The organism is Frateuria soli, from assembly GCF_021117385.1.
GTDB classification, from domain to species: domain Bacteria; phylum Pseudomonadota; class Gammaproteobacteria; order Xanthomonadales; family Rhodanobacteraceae; genus Frateuria_A; species Frateuria_A soli.
This window is the reverse complement of sequence record NZ_CP088252.1, coordinates 3,089,588-3,109,814: the sequence shown is the minus strand read 5'-3', so window position 1 is coordinate 3,109,814 and position 20,227 is coordinate 3,089,588. Positions and strand designations below refer to the sequence as shown.

General features: G+C 67.8%; 12 protein-coding genes. 10 read left to right on the top strand and 2 right to left on the bottom strand.

The genetic code is table 11. The features are described 5' to 3' along the window. Nucleotides 1-169: 169 nt before the first annotated feature. Complete coding sequence (locus tag LQ771_RS14240; RefSeq protein ID WP_231350047.1) at nucleotides 170-1,201, bottom strand: LacI family DNA-binding transcriptional regulator; 1,032 nt, start codon at nucleotides 1,199-1,201, stop codon at nucleotides 170-172. A gap of 65 nt (nucleotides 1,202-1,266) precedes the next feature. Then, on the bottom strand, nucleotides 1,267-2,571 hold the full coding sequence (locus tag LQ771_RS14235; protein ID WP_231350046.1) for a sugar MFS transporter: 1,305 nt from the start codon (nucleotides 2,569-2,571) through the stop codon (nucleotides 1,267-1,269). Nucleotides 2,572-2,971: 400 nt separating this feature from the next. On the opposite strand from LQ771_RS14235, the gene LQ771_RS14230 reads away from it, so the two are divergent. From LQ771_RS14230 to LQ771_RS14190, 10 genes are all read left to right on the top strand, one after another. Then, the gene (locus LQ771_RS14230; protein ID WP_231350045.1) at nucleotides 2,972-4,006 is read left to right on the top strand and encodes a glucokinase; all 1,035 of its coding nucleotides are present in this window, start codon (nucleotides 2,972-2,974) and stop codon (nucleotides 4,004-4,006) included. Between the two features lie 94 nt (nucleotides 4,007-4,100). Beyond that, entirely contained in the window at nucleotides 4,101-6,818 is a 2,718-nt protein-coding gene (locus LQ771_RS14225) for a TonB-dependent receptor (protein WP_231350044.1), read from the top strand. A 128-nt stretch (nucleotides 6,819-6,946) separates the two neighbouring features. Beyond that, nucleotides 6,947-9,271, top strand: a complete 2,325-nt coding sequence (locus LQ771_RS14220) for a beta-N-acetylhexosaminidase (protein WP_231350043.1) — start codon at nucleotides 6,947-6,949, stop codon at nucleotides 9,269-9,271. 55 nt (nucleotides 9,272-9,326) lie between these two features. Beyond that, nucleotides 9,327-10,406, top strand: coding sequence for an acyltransferase family protein (locus tag LQ771_RS14215; RefSeq protein ID WP_255674188.1), 1,080 nt, complete (start codon nucleotides 9,327-9,329; stop codon nucleotides 10,404-10,406). Nucleotides 10,407-10,452: 46 nt separating this feature from the next. After that, a complete protein-coding gene (locus tag LQ771_RS14210; protein WP_231350042.1) occupies nucleotides 10,453-11,499 on the top strand; it encodes a glycerophosphodiester phosphodiesterase in 1,047 nt (348 codons plus the stop codon). Nucleotides 11,500-11,714: 215 nt separating this feature from the next. After that, nucleotides 11,715-14,717 (top strand): TonB-dependent receptor, encoded by a 3,003-nt coding sequence (locus tag LQ771_RS14205; protein WP_231350041.1) that lies wholly within the window; start codon nucleotides 11,715-11,717, stop codon nucleotides 14,715-14,717. 226 nt (nucleotides 14,718-14,943) lie between these two features. Then, the gene (locus LQ771_RS16025) at nucleotides 14,944-15,270 is read left to right on the top strand and encodes a hypothetical protein (protein WP_338030343.1); all 327 of its coding nucleotides are present in this window, start codon (nucleotides 14,944-14,946) and stop codon (nucleotides 15,268-15,270) included. A gap of 9 nt (nucleotides 15,271-15,279) precedes the next feature. Continuing rightward, entirely contained in the window at nucleotides 15,280-16,236 is a 957-nt protein-coding gene (locus LQ771_RS14200; protein ID WP_338030342.1) for a sterol desaturase family protein, read from the top strand. Nucleotides 16,237-16,523: 287 nt separating this feature from the next. Beyond that, nucleotides 16,524-18,077 carry an amino acid permease gene (locus LQ771_RS14195; protein WP_231350040.1) on the top strand — a complete coding sequence of 518 codons (1,554 nt, stop codon included), beginning with the start codon at nucleotides 16,524-16,526 and terminating at the stop codon, nucleotides 18,075-18,077. A gap of 210 nt (nucleotides 18,078-18,287) precedes the next feature. Beyond that, nucleotides 18,288-20,186 (top strand): M61 family metallopeptidase, encoded by a 1,899-nt coding sequence (locus LQ771_RS14190; RefSeq protein WP_338030341.1) that lies wholly within the window; start codon nucleotides 18,288-18,290, stop codon nucleotides 20,184-20,186. Nucleotides 20,187-20,227 lie beyond the last annotated feature (41 nt).

Below are 20,227 nucleotides of genomic sequence, written 5' to 3'. Positions count from 1 at the left end.
GCCAGGTCCTTCGAGGTCGCTTCGCTTCGCTCGGGGCGAGCGGCGTGCTTCAAATCGCCCGGGGCACGGGTAGGCCAGAAGCGAGCGGCTATCCCCCCACTGTTCGCCCTGAGCGTAGGCCTGCAGGATCGAAGTCGCAGGGTGGAATGCCAGCGCGCAGCGAGAGGCCTCAGCCCTTCCGCGGCGGCGCCGTCGACCCGCGCACGACCAGCTCCGGCACGAAGCCTTCGTTGGCGGTATCGGGCACCGAGCCGTCCTGCTGCAGCTCGGCCATCAATCGCAAGGCGGCGTGCCGGCCGATCTCGGCGGTGGATTGCCGCGCCGTGGTCAACGCCGGCCAGGCCTGCTTGGAAAACGGGTTGTCCTCGAAGCCCGCAATGGAGAGATCCCACGGCACGTCCAGCCCGGCCGAGCGCGCTGCCGCCAGCACGCCGGCGGCGATCTCGTCGTTGCTGCCGAAGATCGCCGTGGGCGGCTCCTTCAGCGCGAGCAGCTTGCGCGCGCCGCGGAAGCCATCGTCGAACGCATAGCGTCCCGGCAGGATCAACCGCTTGTTGAGCGCGATGCCGTAATCCTTCAGCGCATCGGCGTAACCCTGGTATCGCTCGGGGCTGGAGCGATGGTGCGGCTCGCCCCACAGGAAGCCGATCCGGGTGTGGCCGAGCTGGATCAGGTGTTCGGTGATCGCGTAGGCCGCGTCGCGGTCGTCCACCCACACGCAGGGGGAGCCGTCGCACGGATCCTCGCGGGCGGCGAGGATGCGCACGAACGGAATGTCCTGCGCCTTCAGCGTCGCGATCAACTGCGGCTGCTCGGACATCGGCGGCGCCAGCACCAGCCCGGCCAGGCGCGAGCGGCGCACCAGCGCGCACAGCTCCTCGGCCAGGTGCGGCGAAGAGGAATCGCAGGGATGGATCTGCAGGCCGAAGCCGCGTTCGCGGCAGGCCGACAGCACGCCGTTCTGCATGCTGATGACGTAGTGCGCGTTCGGGTTGTCGTAGACCAGCCCGATCGCGTAGGAGTGCGCCGCGCGCAGGCTGCGCGCGGAGAGATTGGGACGGTAGCCCAGCGCCTCGATCGCCCGCTCGACCTTCTCGCGCGTGTCCTCGCGCACCGAGGCCTCGCGGTTGATCACCCGCGATACGGTCTTCAGCGACACGCCGGCGCGCTTGGCGACATCCTTGATGGTGGCGTGACGCAACGACGGGTTCTCCGCGGGACTGGCGCGCCATCCTAGCCCACCGCCACGCCGGCGTGGCGATGCCTTCACTGCGGACGCGCGCCATCGTCGTCGTCACGCAGGCCCACGCGATGGCCGCGCAGGCCGTAAAAGAGGATGTAGAGGTAGCAGGGCACCATCAGTGCGGCGAACACCAGCTGGAAGTCGTAGTGCGTCTTCAGGTGCGCAAACAGTTGCGGCACCACGGCGCCGCCGGCGATACCCATGATCAGCAGCGCCGAACCCGCCTCGGTGTGGCGGCCTAGCCGGTTGATCGCCAGCGGGAAGATTGCCGGCCACATCATCGCGTTGGCGAACCCCAGCGCCGCCACGAAGCCCACCGAAACATAGCCGCTGCTGAGGTAGGCGCACACGCTGAACAACACGCCCAGCACCGCCGACACGGCCAGGTAGCGCTGCTGCGAGATCACGCGCGGGATCAGCACCAGCCCCGCCACGTAGCCGAGCAGCATGCCGCCCAGGGTGAAGGCGGTGAAGAACTTGGTCTGGTCCAGTGGCAGGTGGAAGCCGGCGCCGTAGGTGCCGATCGCATCGCCCGCCATCACCTCCACGCCCACGTACACGAACAGGCACAGCACGCCCAGCCACAGGTGCGGGAATCCCAGGATGCTGCTGCCGGCATCCTCCGCCTGCTCGCTGTTGGCCCTGGCCGGGCGGATCTCGGGCAGCGACGAGCGCACGATCCATACCGCCAGCAGCGCCAGCAGTACCGCCATGCCCAGGTAGGGCGCGTGGATCTTGGCGGCAAACGCATCCAGCAGCGCTTCGCGCGCCTGCGGGGTGGCAGCCGCATGGACCTGCGCGTCGATGTCGCCGATGCCGGCCAGCACCAGCGAGCCGATCACGACCGGGGCCAGGATGCCCGCGACCTTGTTGCAGATGCCCATCACCGCAATGCGCTGTGCTGCGCTCTCGATCGGCCCGAGGATGCTGATGTAGGGATTGGAGGCCGTCTGCAGCAGCGACAGCCCCGCGCCGATCACGAACAGGCCCACCAGCGCGCCGGAAAAGATGCGCATGGTGGCGAACTGGCCGAATGCCAGCGCACCGATCGCCATCACGAACAGCCCCAGCGCCATGCCCTTCTTCATGCCGGTACGCCGCAGCACCATCGAGGCCGGCAGCGAGAACACGAAGTAGGAGATGTAGAAGGCGAACGGCACCAGGAAGGCGTAGACGTCCTCCACCTGGAAGGCCAGCTTGACGAAGGCGATCAGCGGCCCGTTGAGCCAGGTGACGAAGCCGAAGATGAAGAACAGCAGCCCGATCACCAGCATCGGCCCCAGCGCCGATGGCCTGGGTTGATCGGTCGCGAGCGTGGTGGACGACATGGACGGCTCCCGGTCAGCAAACGCATGGCGATGCGAGCGCCGCCAGCGGCACTCCCCCGGCCGGCTTTATGGCCTCGCAGGCCAACGTTGTCAATTTATGTCTCGCAATATGTCGCCCCTGGTGTCGATGGAGAGGCCCGACTGATGGCCTATCCGCCGACTTTGCTGATGCAGTGCGGCATGATCGGACTCACGGGAGTAGGGTCGCCAGAATGAGCGCTGGAGCGGCTTTCGTGAGCGAATACCATGAGCCTCGGCATGCCCGCCCGCGGCTTTTGTTGCGACGCGTGAATCGACCTTCGGGAAATGCCGCCGGAACGCGTTGACAACGTTGTCATCGCTGTCCAGACTCCGCCCCGCCGACGTCCAGCGAAGCCGGCCGAGTGCAAAGGGAGGAGTCGTGGCCGAGGTCGCCAACTCGAGGAGCGCACCGCAGTGCCTGCCGCAGGAAGCCCTGCTGCTGGCCGCCGACGTCGGCGGCACGCATGCGCGCGTGGGCCTGCTCAGCCGCCAGCCCAACGGCTCCAGCCCGGTCACCGTATTGCGCTACCAGCGCTACGCCTGCGCCGAGTGGCCCAGCCTCACTGCCGTGCTGCAGCACTTCGTCACCTACCTCGACCCGCCCGCGCCGATCGAGCAATGCGTGGTGGCCAGCGCCGGCTACGTGCTGGACGACGCCATCGTCAACGACAACCTGGCCTGGCCGGTGTCGATCAGCGACATCCGCGAGAACCTTGCGCTCGACCGCCTGGCGGTGATCAACGATTTCGAGGCGGTCGCCTGGGCGACCCAGTTCCTTACCGACGCCGACACGCTGCCGGTGATCGAGACCGGCGTGCCGCCGCAGTGCGGCCCGGTGCTGGTGATGGGCCCGGGCACCGGCCTGGGCTCGGCGGTGCTGTTGCCGGGACGCCCGCACGCGACCGTGCTCGCCACCGAGGCGGGGCAGATCGCGCTGGCTCCCGGCAACGAGCGCGAGATCGAGATCCTGCGGCTGCTGGCGCGCGAGCGTTCGCACGTGGCTTTCGAGCATGCGCTGTCCGGGCCTGGCCTGCGCAACATCTACCGCGCGGTCGGCACGCTGCGCGGCACCCCGGCCGTGCTGGTCGAGCCCAGTGCGATCACCCACGCGGCGCTGATGCAGAGCGACGCGGCGGCGATCGAGGCGGTGGAGGTTTTCTGCGGCCTGCTCGGCAGCTTCGTCGGCGACCTGGTGCTGCTCTACGGCGCGCGCGGCGGGGTGTTCCTGGCCGGCGGCATCCTGCCGCAGATCCGCCAGTTGCTGCTCGCCAGCCGTTTCCGCGAGCGCTTCTTCAACAAGGGCGTGATGCGCCCGTACCTGCAGCAGGTTCCCGTACGACTGATGGAGCACGGCCAGCACGGCGTGATCGGCGCGGCCGGCATGGCCCTGGCCGGTCACGTCGGGCCCGGCTGAGCCCCAGGACCGCATGACAAACGGGCGCAAGCCCTTGCAACCAACCAGCATCACCGCGACGCGCGTGCTGCTGATCCGACTGGAGGGGAGCACCATGCCACATCGCAAGACGCTGTTAGCCGCAAGCATCGTCGCCAGCCTTTGCCTCGCCGGCGCGCTGCATGCCCAGGACGCAGACCAGGCCACGACCGGCACCGATGCCACCGCGCAGACGTCGAACGGCCAGGCCGGGAAGGACAGGATCAAGCAGCTGTCGACCATCACCGTCACCGGCATCCGCGGGTCGGTGGAGAAGGCGCTCGACATCAAGCGCGACTCCAACTCCACCATGGAGGTGGTCACCGCCGAGGACATCGGCAAGCTGCCGGCGCACAACGTGGCCGATACGCTGCAGCGCCTGCCGGGCGTGAACATCAGCTCCTCCAGCGCCGACGAAGGCGGCTTCGACGAGGCCGATCGCGTCAGCCTGCGCGGCACCAGCCCGAGCCTGACCCAGACCCTGATCAACGGCCACGGCGTGGGCTCGGCCGACTGGTTCGTGCTCAGCCAGGGCAACAACGTCGGCCGCAGCGTGAGCTACACGCTGCTGCCGTCCGAGCTGGTCAGCCGGGTGGTAGTGCACAAGTCGTCCGAGGCGCGCTTCCAGGACGGCGGCACCACCGGCAACGTCGACATCATCACGCGCAAGCCGCTGGACTTCGAAAAGCAGTACACCACCAACCTGAGCGCCGGCGCCGTCTACGCCGACGGTCCGGGAAAAACCGACCCGCAGTTCTCGGGCCTGTTCAACTACAGGAACACCGACGGCACGTTCGGCGTATTGGTGCAGGCGTTCAAGCAGAAGCGCCACCTGCGCCGCGAGGCACAGGAGATCCCTGGCGGCTTCGCCGTGATCGACCCGACCTCCGCCCTGGCGCAGAGCAACCCGGACCTTGCCGGCGTGCGTGTGCCGGGCCTGCTCGGTTCGACCCTGTTCGAGCAGGTGCGCGACCGCAAGGGCGGCCTGCTCGAGCTGCAGTTCCGCCCGAGCGACGACCTGACCCTGGGCGCGAGTGGCTTCTATTCGAAGATGAAGGCGAACAACTACAACCGCAACTTCATGCTGTGGGGCGGCAACTTCGCCACCAGCCAGGCGCCCGAAGCCGGCTACACGGTGCGGGACGGCGTGCTGACCGACGCCACCTACGCGGGCGTGCCCGGCACCAACTACGTCGTGTACGACATGATCTACCGCGAGGCCTCGTCCAAGACGCAGTACTACACCCTGGACGCGGACTGGAACGTCTCCGACAACGTCTCGGCCACGTTCCAGGCTGGCACCACCAAAGGCATCGGAGAGACCCCGCGCCAGTTCATCGCCGAAGTGACCGCCGCCAACGGCGGCGGCGCCAGCTGGACCACCCACGGCAACAGCGCGCCGATCGACTGGAGCGTGGGCGGCGACATCAGCCCGGCCGGCGTCACCGGCTTCGGCACCTGGGGCAACCAGGAAGTCCGCGCGGTCGACAAGGAGAACTGGTTCACCGCCGACTTCACCCAGTTCTTCAATGCCGGCGTGGTGCAGTCCTTCGACTACGGCGTGCGCTACGCCAAGCATGACCGTGAAGCGCAGTCGCCCGAGGGCGCCTCGCCGGGCGACATCTGGTCGGCGCTGCAGAACGGCGCCACCGCCAACTACCCGAGCGGCTTCGCCGACGGCATCGGCGGCACCTTCCCGCGCAACCTGTGGTACTTCACGCCGGATGCGTTGAAGAGCGCGATCGTCGCCAACTCCACCTGGCTGTCCAACAACGACGGACCCACCGGCCGCCACAACTATGGTGCCGAGTGGAGCGTGGACGAGAAAAACCTCGCCGCCTACTTCCAGGTCAACTTCGAGGGCGAGAACTGGAGCGGCAACGCCGGCCTGCGCTACGTCAACATCAGGCAGGGCATCGACACCTACTTCGCCGATACGGTCAGCCCCGACGTGAGCAGCCTGTTCGGTGCGTGGGATCGCCGCCACTACGACAACAAGTACAGCCGCGTGCTGCCCAGCGCCAACCTCAAGTTCAACGTGGCCGAGGACCTGGTCCTGCGCGTGGCCGCCTCGCAGACCCAGACCCTGCCGGACTACTCCGCGCTGGGTGCCTCCTCCTACGGTTCGGACCTCAACAAGACCGGCGGTGGCGGCAATCCGAAGCTGAAGCCGGTGATCTCGACCAACCTGGATGCGGGCCTGGAGTGGTACTTCATGCCGCGCGGCCTGCTGTCGGCCACCGCGTACTCGATGAACATGAAGGACTACGTGGCCTACGGCGTGCAGGACCAGCAGCTGTTCAGCGAACTGACCCACCAGCTGGAGACCTACCAGATCTCGATGCCGATCAACGCCGACGCCAAGGTCCGCGGCGTGGAACTGGCGTACGAGCAGCCGCTCGGCAAGTACTTCGGTGTCAGCGCCAACTACACCTACGCCGACGGCAGCTCGGACTACACCTGGGCCGATGGCAGCGACCACCTGCTGGGCACCTCGAAGAACACCTACAACGTCGGTGCGTACTTCGAGAACGACACGTTCGGCGCACGCGTCAGCTACACCCGCCGCTCGTCGTTCCTGATCGGCCTGTCCGGCACCAACCCGTACTACCAGGACAGCCTTGGCACGCTGTCGGCCTCGCTCAGCTACAAGGCGACCGACTGGCTGAGCTTCAGCCTGGACGCGCTGAACCTCAACAACCCGACCATCAAGTACTACCAGAGCGCGACCATCCCGACCTCGTTCTACGAGAACGGCCGCCAGTACTACCTGAACGCGCACCTGAGCTTCTGATCCACCGCGATGTCACGCAGGCCAGGGACGGCCTGCACCCTCCCCGCTCGGGCCCGGTCTGCACGTTTCGGGCCTTTTTTTTCGCAGGCCGCGGCGATGGCATGCTGGGGCCATCGATGGAGCTGCCGATGTTGCGCCGAACCTGTCCATTCCGTTGCGCGTGCCTGCTGTTCGCTTTCGCCCTGTGGCCCTCGCGCGCGGCGTTCGCCGCCGGGCCGCCGCCTTCCCTGATTCCGCTGCCCGCCCAGCTGCAGCTGCAGCCGGGCCGCTTCACCGTCGATGCGCGTACGCCGCTGGTGCTCGCCAGCCACGATGCCGCCACCCGGCAGACCGCGCAGTACCTCGTCGACCTGCTCGCGCGTACGCGCGGCCTCAAGCTGTCCATCGCCAGCCACAGCCAGGACGGTGGCGCACCCGCGATCGTGCTCAGGCGCGACCCGCAGGTTGCTGTGGCACAGGCCGGCGGCTATGCGCTCGACGTCACGCCCACGCGCATCGAAGTGGCGGCGCGCGACGATGCCGGGTTGTTCCATGGCGCGGTCACGCTCTACCAGCTGCTGACGCCCGACGCAGGGCAGGGCGCGGTGACGGTGCCGGCACTGGCCATCGAAGACTGGCCGCGCTTCGCCTGGCGCGGGTTGATGCTCGATTCGGCGCGGCATTTCCAGGGCGTGGCCGAGGTCGAGCGGCTGATCGACCAGATGGCCCAGCACAAGCTCGACGTACTGCACTGGCACCTGACCGACGACCAGGGCTGGCGCATCCAGATCAAGCGCTATCCCGAGCTGACCCGGATCGGCGCCTGGCGCACGCCGCCGGACGCCGGCCATGACGGCGAGCCGAAGCGCTACGGCGGCTTCTACACGCAGGACGACATCCGCCGGGTGGTCGCCTACGCCGCTGCACGCCACGTCACCATCGTGCCGGAACTGGACATGCCCGGCCACGCGCAGGCGGCGGTGGCCTCGTATCCGCAGATCGGCGTAACCGGCAAGCGGCCGCAGGTGTCCGCCGATGCCGGCATCAATCCCTGGCTGTACAACGTGGACGAGGACACCTTCACCTTCATCGACCACGTGCTCGACGAGGTGATGGCGCTGTTCCCGTCGCAGTACATCCACGTCGGCGGCGACGAGGCGATCAAGGACCAGTGGCGGGCCTCGCCCGCGGTGCAGGCGAAGATGCGCGAGCTGGGCATCACCAGCGAGGACGCGCTGCAGGGCTGGTTCATCGGCCGCATCGGCCGTTACCTCGCGCAGCACGGGCGCAAGCTGATCGGGTGGGACGAGATCCTCGAGGGCGACAACCTGCCGCCCGGCGCCACGGTGATGTCCTGGCGCGGCATCGACGGCGCGATCAAGGCGGCGCTGCTGGGCCACGACGTGGTGATGTCGCCCTCGCCGGGGCTCTATTTCGACCACGTGCAGAGCGACCTGGCCGGCGAGTACGCCAGCCGGTACGGCGTCGAATCGCTCGAGGACGTATACGGTCTGGAGGTCGTTCCCGGCGTGCTCGACGCGACGCAGGCGAAGCACGTGCTGGGGGTGCAGGCCAATGCGTGGACCGAGCACATGCCCACCATGGCGCACGTCGAGCACCAGGTGTTCCCGCGGCTGGACGCGCTCAGCGAAGTGGCATGGTCGCCCGTCGCGAGCCGCGACTGGCCCGGCTTCCTCGCCCGCCTGCCGGCGCAGCTGGCGCGCTACCGTGCGCAGCACGTCAACGTGGCCGACAGCGCCTTCGCGGTGGACATCGGCGTCGACCGCAACGTCGCGCTGGCCACCGGCAAGGCCACGGTGACGCTCGCCAACCAGGCGGACTTCGGCGCGATCCACTACACGCTGGACAGCAGCGCGCCGACGCCGGCCTCGCCACGCTACGACGCACCGCTCAACCTGGCGCTGCCGGCCACCGTGCGCGCCGCCAGCTTCGCCAGCGACGGCACCGCGCTCGCCGCGCCGCGCCAGCGCGTGCTGGACCGCGCCAGCCTGCTTTCGCTACCCGGCACGGCGCTGGCGAACTGCCCCGGCAGCGACTTCCGCCTGCTGTTGCAGCCGACGCCGGACGCGACGAGCACCCAGCCGGTCTATGCGGTGAACCTGTTCGACACCTGCCAGCAGTTCCCGCCCACGCTGATGGACGGGGTCGGCGCGATCCATGTCGATGCGGTGCGGTTGCCGCGCAATTTCGCGCTGGCGCACGAGCAGAAGCTGGTCGTCTCGCGCCCGCACGCCACGCCGTTCGGCGAGCTGGTGGTGCACGCCGACCGCTGCGACGGCCCGGTGCTGGCCAGCCTGGCACTCCCCGACCCGGCGCACGGCCCGCGTCGGTTCGGGCTTGATGCGAAGCTGCCTGCGCTGGAAGGCGAGCACCGCCTGTGCCTCGTCTACACCGCGCCCACCGACGGTCCGCTGTATGCACTGGATCGCGTCTCGCTGGAAACCAGGCCATGAGGGCCCGCGGCCACTCCTTCACCGGTAACCAGCGCGCCTGCCACGGCGGCAAGGCGTGAGCGCAAGCGGCCAGGCCGGCCGGCTGGCCTCGGTGGATGCCCTGCGCGGCTGCACCGTGGCGGCGATGTTGCTGGTCAACGATCCGGGCGACTGGGGCCACGTCTACTGGCCGCTGGAACACGCCGCCTGGCACGGCTGCACGCCGACCGACCTGGTGTTCCCGTTCTTCCTGTTCGTGATGGGCGTGTCCGTGGCGCTGGCGATCCTGCCGCGGCTGGAGCAGGGCGTGGCACCCGGGCGGCTGCGCGGCGCGGCGCTGTGGCGAGCCCTGCGCATCCTCGCGCTGGGCCTGGCGATCAACGCGCTGGCGGCATGGTGGCTGCCGGGGCGCGAAATGCGCTGGCCGGGCGTGCTGCAGCGCATCGGCGTGTGCTTCGCCGTGGTGGCGGCGTTCGCGATCTACACGCCGCGCCGCGTGTGGTCGCTCGCCATCGCGGCGCTGCTGGCCGGTTACACCGTCCTGCTGCTGGCAGGCGGCACCCTGGGCGAATGGGACAACATCGTCGACCGCATCGATGGCGCGGTGTTCGGCCGGTACGTGTGGGACCACAACCCCGTCACTGGCCAGGTACATGACCCGGAAGGCCTGCCCGCCACCCTGCCGGCGATCGCCAGCGGCCTGTTCGGCCTGTGCGCGGGGGTGTGGCTGCGTGAGCGACAGCCGGGCCGACTGCTCGTTGCCGGCGTCACCGCACTGGCGCTCGGTGCGGTCTGGTCACAGTGGATGCCGCTCAACAAGAACCTGTGGACGCCCTCGTTCGTGCTGTGGACCGGAGGCTGGGCCATGCTGGCACTGCTGGCTTTCCACCGGCTCGTCGACGCGCGCGGCTGGCCACCGCTGGGCCGCCGCTTCGGCATGAACGCGATCGCCGCCTACGCCGGCGCCGAGCTGATGCAGATCGCGCTGCCCGCGCTGGGCTGGCAGGAGCCGCTGTACCGGCATCTGTTCGCCCGCTGGATCACGCCGCTGGCCGGGCCGTGGATCGCCTCGCTGACATGGGCGATCGCCTTCGTGGCGTTGTGGTGGGCCATCGTGTGGGCGATGGACCGGCGCCGGCTCTACCTCAGGCTCTGACCCGGCGCGTAGGCTGGCCTCCAGCCCGCCCCGCGAACCGCGCCCCATGAGCGAACGCCCCCTCGTCCCGCGCCCTCTGGTCATCGCCCACCGCGGCGCCAACGCGCACCTGCCCGAACACACGCTGGCCGCCTATGCGCGCGCCATCGCCGATGGCGCCGACCTGATCGAGCCGGACCTGGTCATGACCCGCGACGGCGTGCTGGTCGCCCGGCACGAAAACGAGATCAGCGCGACCACCGACGTGGCCGCGCACCCGCGCTTCGCGTCGCGGCGCACGTGCAAGCAGATCGACGGCGTGGCCGTCGAAGGCTGGTTCACCGAGGACTTCACCCTCGCCGAGCTCAAGACCCTGCGCACCCGCGAGCGCCTGCCCGACCTGCGCGGCACCGCCCACGACGGGCAGCATCCGATCGCCACGCTTGAGGAGACCATCGAACTGCTGGCGACCGAGGGCGCGCGCCAGGGCCGGGTGGTCGGGCTGATCCCGGAGATCAAGCACGGCACCTGGTTCCAGCGCCAGGGCCTGCCGATGGAGCAGCGCCTGCTCGATACGCTTGCAGCGCACGCCTGCACGCGCCACGGGCCGGTGGTGATCCAGTCCTTCGAGCTGGCCAACCTGCGCGCGCTGCGCGCCCGCCTGGGCGACCGGCCCAACGTGCGCCTGCTGCAGCTCATCGACGAGCCGCAGGCGCAGCCGTGGGACGTCGCCGTCGCGGGCGGCCATCTGCGCTACGCGGACCTGCTCACGCCGGCCGGCCTGCGCGAGGTGGCGACCTGGGCCGACGCGATCGGGCCGAAAGCGCGCGCGATCCTGCCGCTGCAGGGCGATGGCCGCCTCGGCCCGCCCACGTCGCTGGTCCGCGATGCCCATGCGGCCGGGCTCGAAGTGCACGCCTGGACCTTCCGGCCGGAAAACGTGTTTCTCCCGCGCGCGCTGTGGCTTGGCGCCGACCCCCGCACGCGCCACCCGGAGGGTTCGATCGCGGAGATCCGCAGGCACCTGGAAACCGGCATCGATGCCTTCTTTACCGACGACTCCGCGCTGGGATTCGTCGCCGTGCATCAATGGCGCTCATGGACCAATTGTTGAATTTTTGCTGTGGGCACCTTAAGGTTCAGTCAAACGAGCCCCGCTTCCCCACAAAGCCTGTCTCGCCGGCACCGATCCCCCTATGCGGTTGCCGGCTTCTCCCAGGCACTCCTTGTGAACCGTTTTTGGACGCGGATGGACGATTGTGCTCGTTGTCACGGGGCGTGAGATGGCCTCAGTCCTTACATCCAAAACAGGTTTTGGGGAGTTATTGCATGAACTTGCAAGTTGCCAATCGCCCGGCGATCCGCCGGACGGCCCTAGCCATTGCCTTGAGCATGGGCTTTACCGGCCTCGCTTTCGCGCAGGCGACCACCGGCAGCATCTTCGGCGATGCACCGGCTGCCCAGGGCGAAACCGTCCTGATCCAGAACAACACCGGCTTCTCGCGCGAAGTCGCGGTCGATGCGTCCGGTCATTTCGTCGCCAACCAGCTGCCGCTGGGCGAGTACACCGTCACCCTGCGCCAGAACGGCCAGGACGTCGACTCGCGCAAGAACGTCACCCTGCGCGTGGGTGCCGGCACCCAGGTCTCGTTCGCCGCGGCGGGCTCGGCCGATGCCCAGAACCTGTCCGCCATCACCGTCAGCGCCAACGCGCTGCCGACGATTGACGTGACCGGCGTGGATTCGCGCACGGTCATCACCGCCCAGCAGCTGGCGCAGCTGCCGCTGGCCCGCTCGGCCGAGAGCATCGCCTTGCTGGCCCCCGGCGTGGTGGAGGGCAGCGGCTATTTCGCCAGCAACGCCACCGGCAACACCCTGGTCTCCTTCGCCGGCGCGTCGGTCAGCGAGAACGCCTACTACATCAACGGCATGAACGTCACCGACCCGCTTCAGGGTCTGGGCGGCATCACCCTGCCGTACGGCTCGATCGAGCAGCAGGAAATCCTCACCGGCGGCTACGGCGCCGCCTATGGCCGCTCCGATGGCGGCGTGATCAACCAGATCGGCAAGCGCGGCACCAACGAATGGCACTTCGGTGCCCAGGTGCAGTGGACGCCCAAGTCGCTGCGTTCGGACCCGGACAACTGGTACTTCCCGGAAGACGGTTCGCTGTACCGCTACCGCAAGGACAACAAGAGCACGGTCACGACCGTGAGCGCCTACGCCGGCGGTCCGCTGATCCAGGACAAGCTGTTCATGTTCGCGTCGGTGGAAGGCGAGAAGACCACCGGCGACAACGTCGCCGCGGCCTCCTCCGGCACCATGACCACTCAGACCTTCCACGATCCGAAGTGGTACGCCAAGCTCGACTGGAACATCACCGACAACCACATCCTCGAGCTGACCGGCGCGTCGACCAAGCACGAGTACAACGGCAACGTCTACGCGTACGACAGTGACACCGCAACCCGCGGTGAATACCTGAACACGGACACGCACACCAAGACCGCGGCCGAAATGTGGATCGCCAAGTACACCGGCTACATCACCGACGACCTGGTGATCAGCGCCCAGTACGGCGAGCAGAAGACCGACCTCTACACGGAGCTGTCCGACTTCGATCCGAGCCTGATCTACATTGCCGGTGCGACCCGCCAGAACCCGGCCTACGCGCCGACCGGTGGTATCCGCAATACCCAGACGGTCGCCACCTCGATCGATCCGGCGCACCAGACCAAGGGCACGAACTACCGCTTCGATGTGACCTACACGCTGGGTGACCACACGATCACCGCCGGTATCGACAACCAGCGCACGCAGGACCTGAACGACGGCACGTACATCCCGGCCGACGCGGGCTACCTGTGGCAGTACGGCAAGGCCCAGTCCGACACCGAGCGCCTGGAAGCTGGCCAGGTCGACGCGACCGGCACCTACCCGGGCGGCGCGGGCGGCTACTACGTGGCCCAGTATCGCTACCGCACCGGTGGTTCGGTCGAGGTCAAGCAGCGCGCTCAGTACATCGAGGACAGCTGGCAGATCAACGACCGCTGGCTGGTCAAGCTCGGCCTGCGCAACGACCAGTTCACCAACTACAACAGCGAAGGCGACGCCTACCTGACCCAGACCAAGCCGCAGTGGGCCCCGCGCCTGGGCTTCAGCTGGGACGTCAACGGTGATTCGAGCTTCAAGGTCTACGGCAACGCCGGCCGCTACTACCTTGCGCTGCCGACCAGCGTGGCGCTGCGTGGTGCGTCCGCCTCGCTGTACACCCGCGTGTACTACACCTACACCGGCATCGACCCGAACACCGGCTACCCGACCGGCCTGACCCCGATGAACACGGTCAACGGCCCTGGTGCGCAGATCTCGTCCAACAACGAGTACGGCCAGGCGCCTGATCCGAACACGGTCACCGCCAAGTCGCTGACGGCGCAGTACCAGGACGAGTACATCCTCGGCTTCGACAAGCAGCTCAACGATGCCTGGACCTACGGTGCCAAGGCGACCTACCGCAGCCTGAAGAACGCGATCGACGACACCTGCAACTACCAGCTGTTCTTCGACGCAGCGGATGCGCAGGGTCTGGATACGTCTGGCCTGCGTGGTTGCTACTTCTTCAACCCGGGCCGCGGTGCGACCTTCCAGCTGCCTGACGGCAACGGAGGTTACGGCCAGCTCACGCTGACCTCCGACCAGCTGGGTTACCAGCATGCCAAGCGCGACTACTACGCCCTGACCTTGTACCTCGACCATCCGTTCGACGGTACCTGGTGGGGTCGTGTGGACTACACCTTCTCGCGCAGCTACGGCAACACGGAAGGCCAGGTCAAGTCGGACATTGGCCAGGACGACATCGGCGCCACCCAGGACTGGGATTACCCGTCGCTGATGGAATACGCCAATGGCCGCCTGTCCAACGACCGTACCCACCAGCTGAAGATCTACGGTGGCTACCAGCTGACGCCGGAATGGAACGTGTCCGGTCAGCTGACCGTGATGTCCGGTTCGCCGACCTCCTGCCTGGGCGCCTACGGCACCGACGGCAGCTACCCGGCCTACCAGGGCGACTACTACCATTGGTGTGGTGGCGTCCCGGCTCCGGCGGGTTCGGCCGGCGATCTGTCGTGGCAGAAGCGTCTGTCGCTTGGCGTGGAGTATCGTCCGTCGTTCGCGGACAAGAAGCTCGCCTTCAGCATGAACGTCTTCAACGTGTTCAACGAGCAGAAGCAGACGATGGTCCTGCCTGACTACAACTCGGGCGCCTACCGCCTGACCCAGGGCATGTCGCAGCCGCGCTACGTGCGGTTCGGTGTGAGCTACGACTACTAAGCTGTCCACAGCCTGGTAGACAAGAACGCCGGAGCTTGCTCCGGCGTTCTTTTTCTTTTTCTGTACCCGGACAAAGGGATGGCCGTCCGTATCAACCGGGTGGTCCGGATCGGCCGGAACCACACTGCGGGACTCCCGAACCGCACGCTGGCGCGAGCCATGTCCAGGTGCCGCGCGCGCGATAGGATGCGTACCTGGACCGCCATCGGAGGTCGCCGCCAGCGCCATGCACCTGCAGGAGACCGTCATCACCTGGGCCACGCCGGTGTTTTTCGCCCTGATCGGCCTGGAGCTGCTCGTGGCGCGCTGGCGTGGCCGCGTGGCCTATGGAACCGGCGATGCGGTCAGCAGCATCGGGTTGGGCGTGATCTCGCAGATCGCCGGCGTATTCGGCAAGCTGCTCTCGATCGGCATCTACGCCTGGGTGGCGACGCACATTGCGCCCTTCCACCTGCCTGCCGACAGCATCGCGGTATGGGTGGTCGCGCTGCTCGCCTACGACTTCCTGTACTACTGGCTCCACCGCGCCGGGCACGAGGTGAACATCCTCTAGGCCGCGCACGTGGTCCACCACCAGAGCGAGCACTACAACCTCTCCACCGCGCTGCGCCAGACCGGCAGCGGCGTGCTGCTGGGCTGGCTGTTCTATCTGCCGATGGCGCTGGCCGGCATCCCGACCGAGGTGTTCGTGATGGTGGCGCTGGTCGACCTGCTCTACCAGTTCTGGGTGCACACCGAGCAGGTCGGCCGACTGGGCTGGTTCGACCGCGTGTTCTGCTCGCCGTCCAACCACCGCGCGCACCACGCGGTGAACGATCGCTACCTGGACCGCAACTACGGCGGCATCCTGAGTCTGTGGGACCGCCTGTTCGGCACCTTCGTCGAGGAGGACGCCGCCGACCCGCCGGTGTACGGCACCCGTGCACCGCTGCGCAGCTGGAACCCGCTGTGGGCGAACGTCGAGGTGTACTGGGCGGCGGCGAAGGACGCCTGGCACGCGCGCCGCTGGCGCGACAAGCTGCTCGTCTGGCTCAAGCCGCCGGGCTGGCGTCCGGCCGACGTGGCCGCGCGTTTTCCCAAGCCGGCCTTCGACATCCACCGCGAACGCTTCGACCCGCCGATGTCGCGCGCACTTGCCGCCTACTGCCTGCTGCAGTTCGCGCTGCTGCTGGGCATGGCCACGCACTTCCTCGCCCTCGGCGCCACTGCCAGCCTGTCGACGCTGCTGGCTTACGCGGCCTACCTGGTCGCCAGCCTCACCGTGCTCGGTGCGTTGATGGAAGGGCGGCGCGCGGCGTGCTGGTTCGAGGCGCTCCGCGTGCTCGCCACGGCGCTGGTGCCATGGGCGAGCGGCCGCTGGTTCGGCGTGGTCCAGCTCGATCCCCGGGCCGGCGCCGCGATGCTGGTGGTCTTCGGCATCTCCGCGCTGGCGTTGCCCTGGATCGCTCCGGCTCGCCCGTTTGCCACGGTGCCGGAGGTAAGCGCGAAAGACCATACGGCTAGCACCATGGGGCACTGACCTCAGACTTGCAGGCCCGTTTGGGATCCGCTGTAGGAGCGCACCCTGTGCGCGACCGCCACGTCACACGGTCGCGCACAGGGTGCGCTCCTACAGGGGGCGTCGGGAGGACTCCGTTTCTTAATGCCCTCAAGCTCGCCGTGGCCCGGATGCCGCGTTGGAATGGCGCCGCCGATGCCGCCGATGTGCGTCCGGAACGGCCCGACGGACGCCACCACCCAACCACGGGTTGCAGCCACTTGCAAGCTCCACGTTATGATCGGTGCTTGTTTTCAAGGGGATACCCGATGGGATTTCTTTCCAGGCTGGTACGCCGCAAGTCGGTTCAACAACTGCAGTCCGAGGCTGGCGGGTCGAAGGATTTCCGCCGCACCATGGGTGTATGGCAGCTCACCGCCATTGGCGTGGGCGCCATTGTCGGCGTCGGCGTATTCGTGCTGGCGCCCAATGAAGCGGCGCTCAATGCCGGCCCCGCGATCATCCTGAGCTTCCTGGTCGCCGGCATCGGCAGCGCCTGCGCCGCGCTGGCCTACGCCGAGTTCGCCGGCATGATTCCGGTCACCGGCAGCGCCTACACCTACGGCTATGCCGTGCTGGGCGAGCTGCCCGCGTGGATCATCGGCTGGGACCTGCTGGTCGAGTACGCGCTGATCGTGGGCGTGGTGGCGGCCGGTACATCCAACTACCTGCAATCGCTGATCATCCAGGTCACCGGCCTGCAACTGCCGGTCTGGCTGCAGGGCGCCTACGATCCGGCACAGCCGGGCAGCGGCAAGGTGGTCAACCTGATCGCGGTGATCGTGGCCCTGGGCATCTCCTGGATCCAGATCATGCGCACCGAGATCGGCGCGCGCTTCAACACCATCGTGGTGACCATGAAGGTGATCGGCGTACTGGTGGTCATCGTGGTGGGCGCCTTCTTCGTGCATGCGTCCAACTGGACCCCTTTCATCCCCGACCTCATCCACGATCCGCTCGCGACCGGCGGCACCCGCTACGGCTGGGACGGCGTGCTGGCCGCTGCCAGCATCGTGTTCTTCGCCGTGTTCGGCTACGACACGCTGACCACCGCGGCGGAGGAGTCGAAGAACCCGCAGCGCGACCTGCCGCTGGCGGTGATCGCCTCGCTGGGCATCTCGATGGTGATGTACCTGGCGATCTCGCTGATCCTCACCGGCATGGTGCCCTACAACGGCTGCGTGGATGCCACGCAGGCCGCCGGCCAGTGCACCAGCGGAATGATCCTCGCCAGCCAGGCGCCGGTCAGTGCCGTGTTCGAGGCGCGCGGGCTGCACTGGGTCAGCGGCATCATCGACCTGGCCGCGGTGTGCGGCATCGCCTCGGTGGTGTTTGCCTTCATGCTCGGCGCCGCGCGCATCTGGTTCGCGCTCGCCCGCGACGGCCTGCTGCCGCGCTGGTTCGCCAAGGTGCATCCGAAATACGGCACGCCGTATCGCCCGACCCTGCTGCTGGGCATCTTCACCGCGCTGGCCGCCGGCCTGCTGCCGATCCGCGAGCTGGCCGAACTGGTGAACATCGGTACGCTGTCGGCGTTCATCGTGATCTGCGCCTCGGTGCTCATCCTGCGCATCACCCAGCCCAACCTGGAGCGCCGCTTCCGCACCCCGGCGCTGTGGCTGCTCGCTCCGCTGGGCATCGTGTTCTCGCTGTTCCTGATCATCGGCTGGCCCTGGGTTACCGAAGGCCGCTTCCACATGATCGGTGGCCTGGACATGGTCACCATCTGGCGCTTCCTGATCTGGATGGGCATCGGCCTGGTGATCTACTTCGCCTATGGCATGCGCAACAGTCAGCTGGGGCGCCAGAAGGCCAACGGCTGACGCCGCGCCAACGCCGATGTTGCCGAAGGCCTCCGCGCATGCGGGGGCCTTCGCGCATGTGCCGCACCGACGGCGAGAAGGCGGCGTCCGCCGTGACCTCTGGCAGGGGGAGGGGCGTGACCTTCGTCCTACCATCGGGTGACTGTCACGTCGGATAGCGGGTCGCCAACTGCGGCCCTGGCGTGACCGTCGTCTGTCAGGGGAAGTCCGGTGAAGAAGGTTCGTTCGAAGCTGTTGGTGGTCGCGCTGGGCGCGGCATTGTCGTTCGTCGCGCTGGCGGAAAAGGCGCCGCCGGTCGATCAGCCCTATCCCGGCATGCTGGCGCTGAGAGTGGACCTGACCGATGCGCCGAAGAAGATCTTCCGCGTGCATGAAACCATCCCGGCCAGCCCCGGTGCATTGACGCTCTACTACCCGCAGTGGATCCCCGGCGAGCACTCGCCCTCGGGCCCGATCGACAACCTCGCCGGCCTGGTCATCACCGCCAACGGCAAGCGCGTGCCGTGGCGCCGCGATCTGCGCGACATGTACGCATTGCACATGACCGTGCCCGAAGGCGCCGAGGCGCTGGAGCTCCAGTTCCAGTTCCTCTCGCCGGGCGAGGGTGGCCAGTTCGGTGCCAGCGCCTCGTCCACGCCGAATCTGGTGGACGTGGAATTCAACCAGGTGGCGTTCTATCCGGCCGGCTACTACACGCGGCAGATCCGGATCCAGCCGACCGTGACGCTTCCTGCCGGCTGGCAGTTCGCCACCGCCATGGAAGTGCAGGCGCGCAACGGCGCGAGTACCACCTTCGAGCCGGTCAGCTTCAACGACTTCGTCGACTCGCCATTGATCGCCGGCGAGCACTTCAACCGCGTCGACCTCAATCCCAAGGGCAAGGTGCCGGTACACCTCAACGTGGTCGCCGACGAGGCCGACCAGGTGAAGCTCACCGACGCGCAACTCAAGCAGCACCGCAGCCTGGTCGAACAGGCCGACAGGCTGTTCGGCGCGCACCATTACCAGCACTACGATTTCCTGCTCACGCTGTCGGACCACACCGGCCATTTCGGCCTGGAGCACCACCAGTCCAGCGACGACCGTCTGCCGGCCGACATGCTGGTGGACGACACGTCCTATGCGCTGATGGCGAGCCTGATGCCGCACGAATACGTGCACTCATGGTGCGGCAAGTTCCGCCGTCCGGCGAAGCTGTGGGCGCCGGACTTCAACACGGTGGAGGAAGACGACCTGCTGTGGGTATATGAGGGCCTGACCGACTACTGGGCCGGTGTACTCACCACTCGTGCAGGGCTATGGAACGCCGCGCAGTACCGCGACTCGATGGCCAACATCGCGGCCGCGATGTCCGCGCGCACCGGCCGCGCCTGGCGCCCGCTGCAGGACACCGCCGACGCCGCGCCGCTGACCTACTTCGGCGGCAGCGGCTGGGGCAACTGGCGCCGCGGCACCGACTTCTACCCCGAAGGCCAGTTGCTGTGGCTGGACGTGGACACGCAGATCCGCGCGCTCTCCGGCGGCAAGCACTCGCTGGACGACTTCGCCCGCGCCTTCTTCGGCATGGACAACGGCAGCTACGTGACGAAGACCTATACCTTCGACGACGTGGTGGTCACGCTCAACCAGGTGCAGCCCTACGATTGGAAGAGCTTCCTGCGCACGCGGCTGGACTACGTCGGCGACCAGTTGCCCGAGCATGGCATCGAGCGCGGCGGCTGGAAGCTGGTCTATACCGACACGCCAAACGCCGAAACCAAGGCCGCCGAGTCGCTCCGCCACAATGTCAACCTCGCCTATTCGCTGGGCCTGTCGGCCTCCGGCAACGGCAACATCTACGACGTGCAGTGGAACGGCCCCGCGTTCGACGCTGGCCTGGTGCCCGGCCTGACCATCGTCGCGGTCAACGGCAAGGACTTTTCGCCCGACGCACTCAAGGACGCCGTCAAGGCAGCGAAGACCAGCAAGGCGCCGGTCGAGCTGCTGGTCAAGAACGTGGACGTCTATACCACCGTCAGGGTGGACTACCACGGCGGCCTGAAGTACCCGCACCTGGTCCGCGCCGACGGCAAGGACCTGCTGACCGTGATCACCACTCCTCGCAAGTAACCCATCCAGATAACCCATCCCACCCTCACCGTTCGTCCTGG

Bases quoted from the DNA above. Each gene is read 5' to 3' on its own strand.
- LQ771_RS14235 (WP_231350046.1), bottom strand. From the start codon at position 2,571: ATGTCGTCCACCACGCTCGCGACCGATCAACCCAGGCCATCGGCGCTG.
- LQ771_RS14225 (WP_231350044.1), top strand. From the start codon at position 4,101: ATGCCACATCGCAAGACGCTGTTAGCCGCAAGCATCGTCGCCAGCCTT.
- LQ771_RS14220 (WP_231350043.1), top strand. From the start codon at position 6,947: ATGTTGCGCCGAACCTGTCCATTCCGTTGCGCGTGCCTGCTGTTCGCT.
- LQ771_RS14210 (WP_231350042.1), top strand. From the start codon at position 10,453: ATGAGCGAACGCCCCCTCGTCCCGCGCCCTCTGGTCATCGCCCACCGC.
- LQ771_RS14205 (WP_231350041.1), top strand. From the start codon at position 11,715: ATGAACTTGCAAGTTGCCAATCGCCCGGCGATCCGCCGGACGGCCCTA.
- LQ771_RS16025 (WP_338030343.1), top strand. From the start codon at position 14,944: ATGCACCTGCAGGAGACCGTCATCACCTGGGCCACGCCGGTGTTTTTC.
- LQ771_RS14195 (WP_231350040.1), top strand. From the start codon at position 16,524: ATGGGATTTCTTTCCAGGCTGGTACGCCGCAAGTCGGTTCAACAACTG.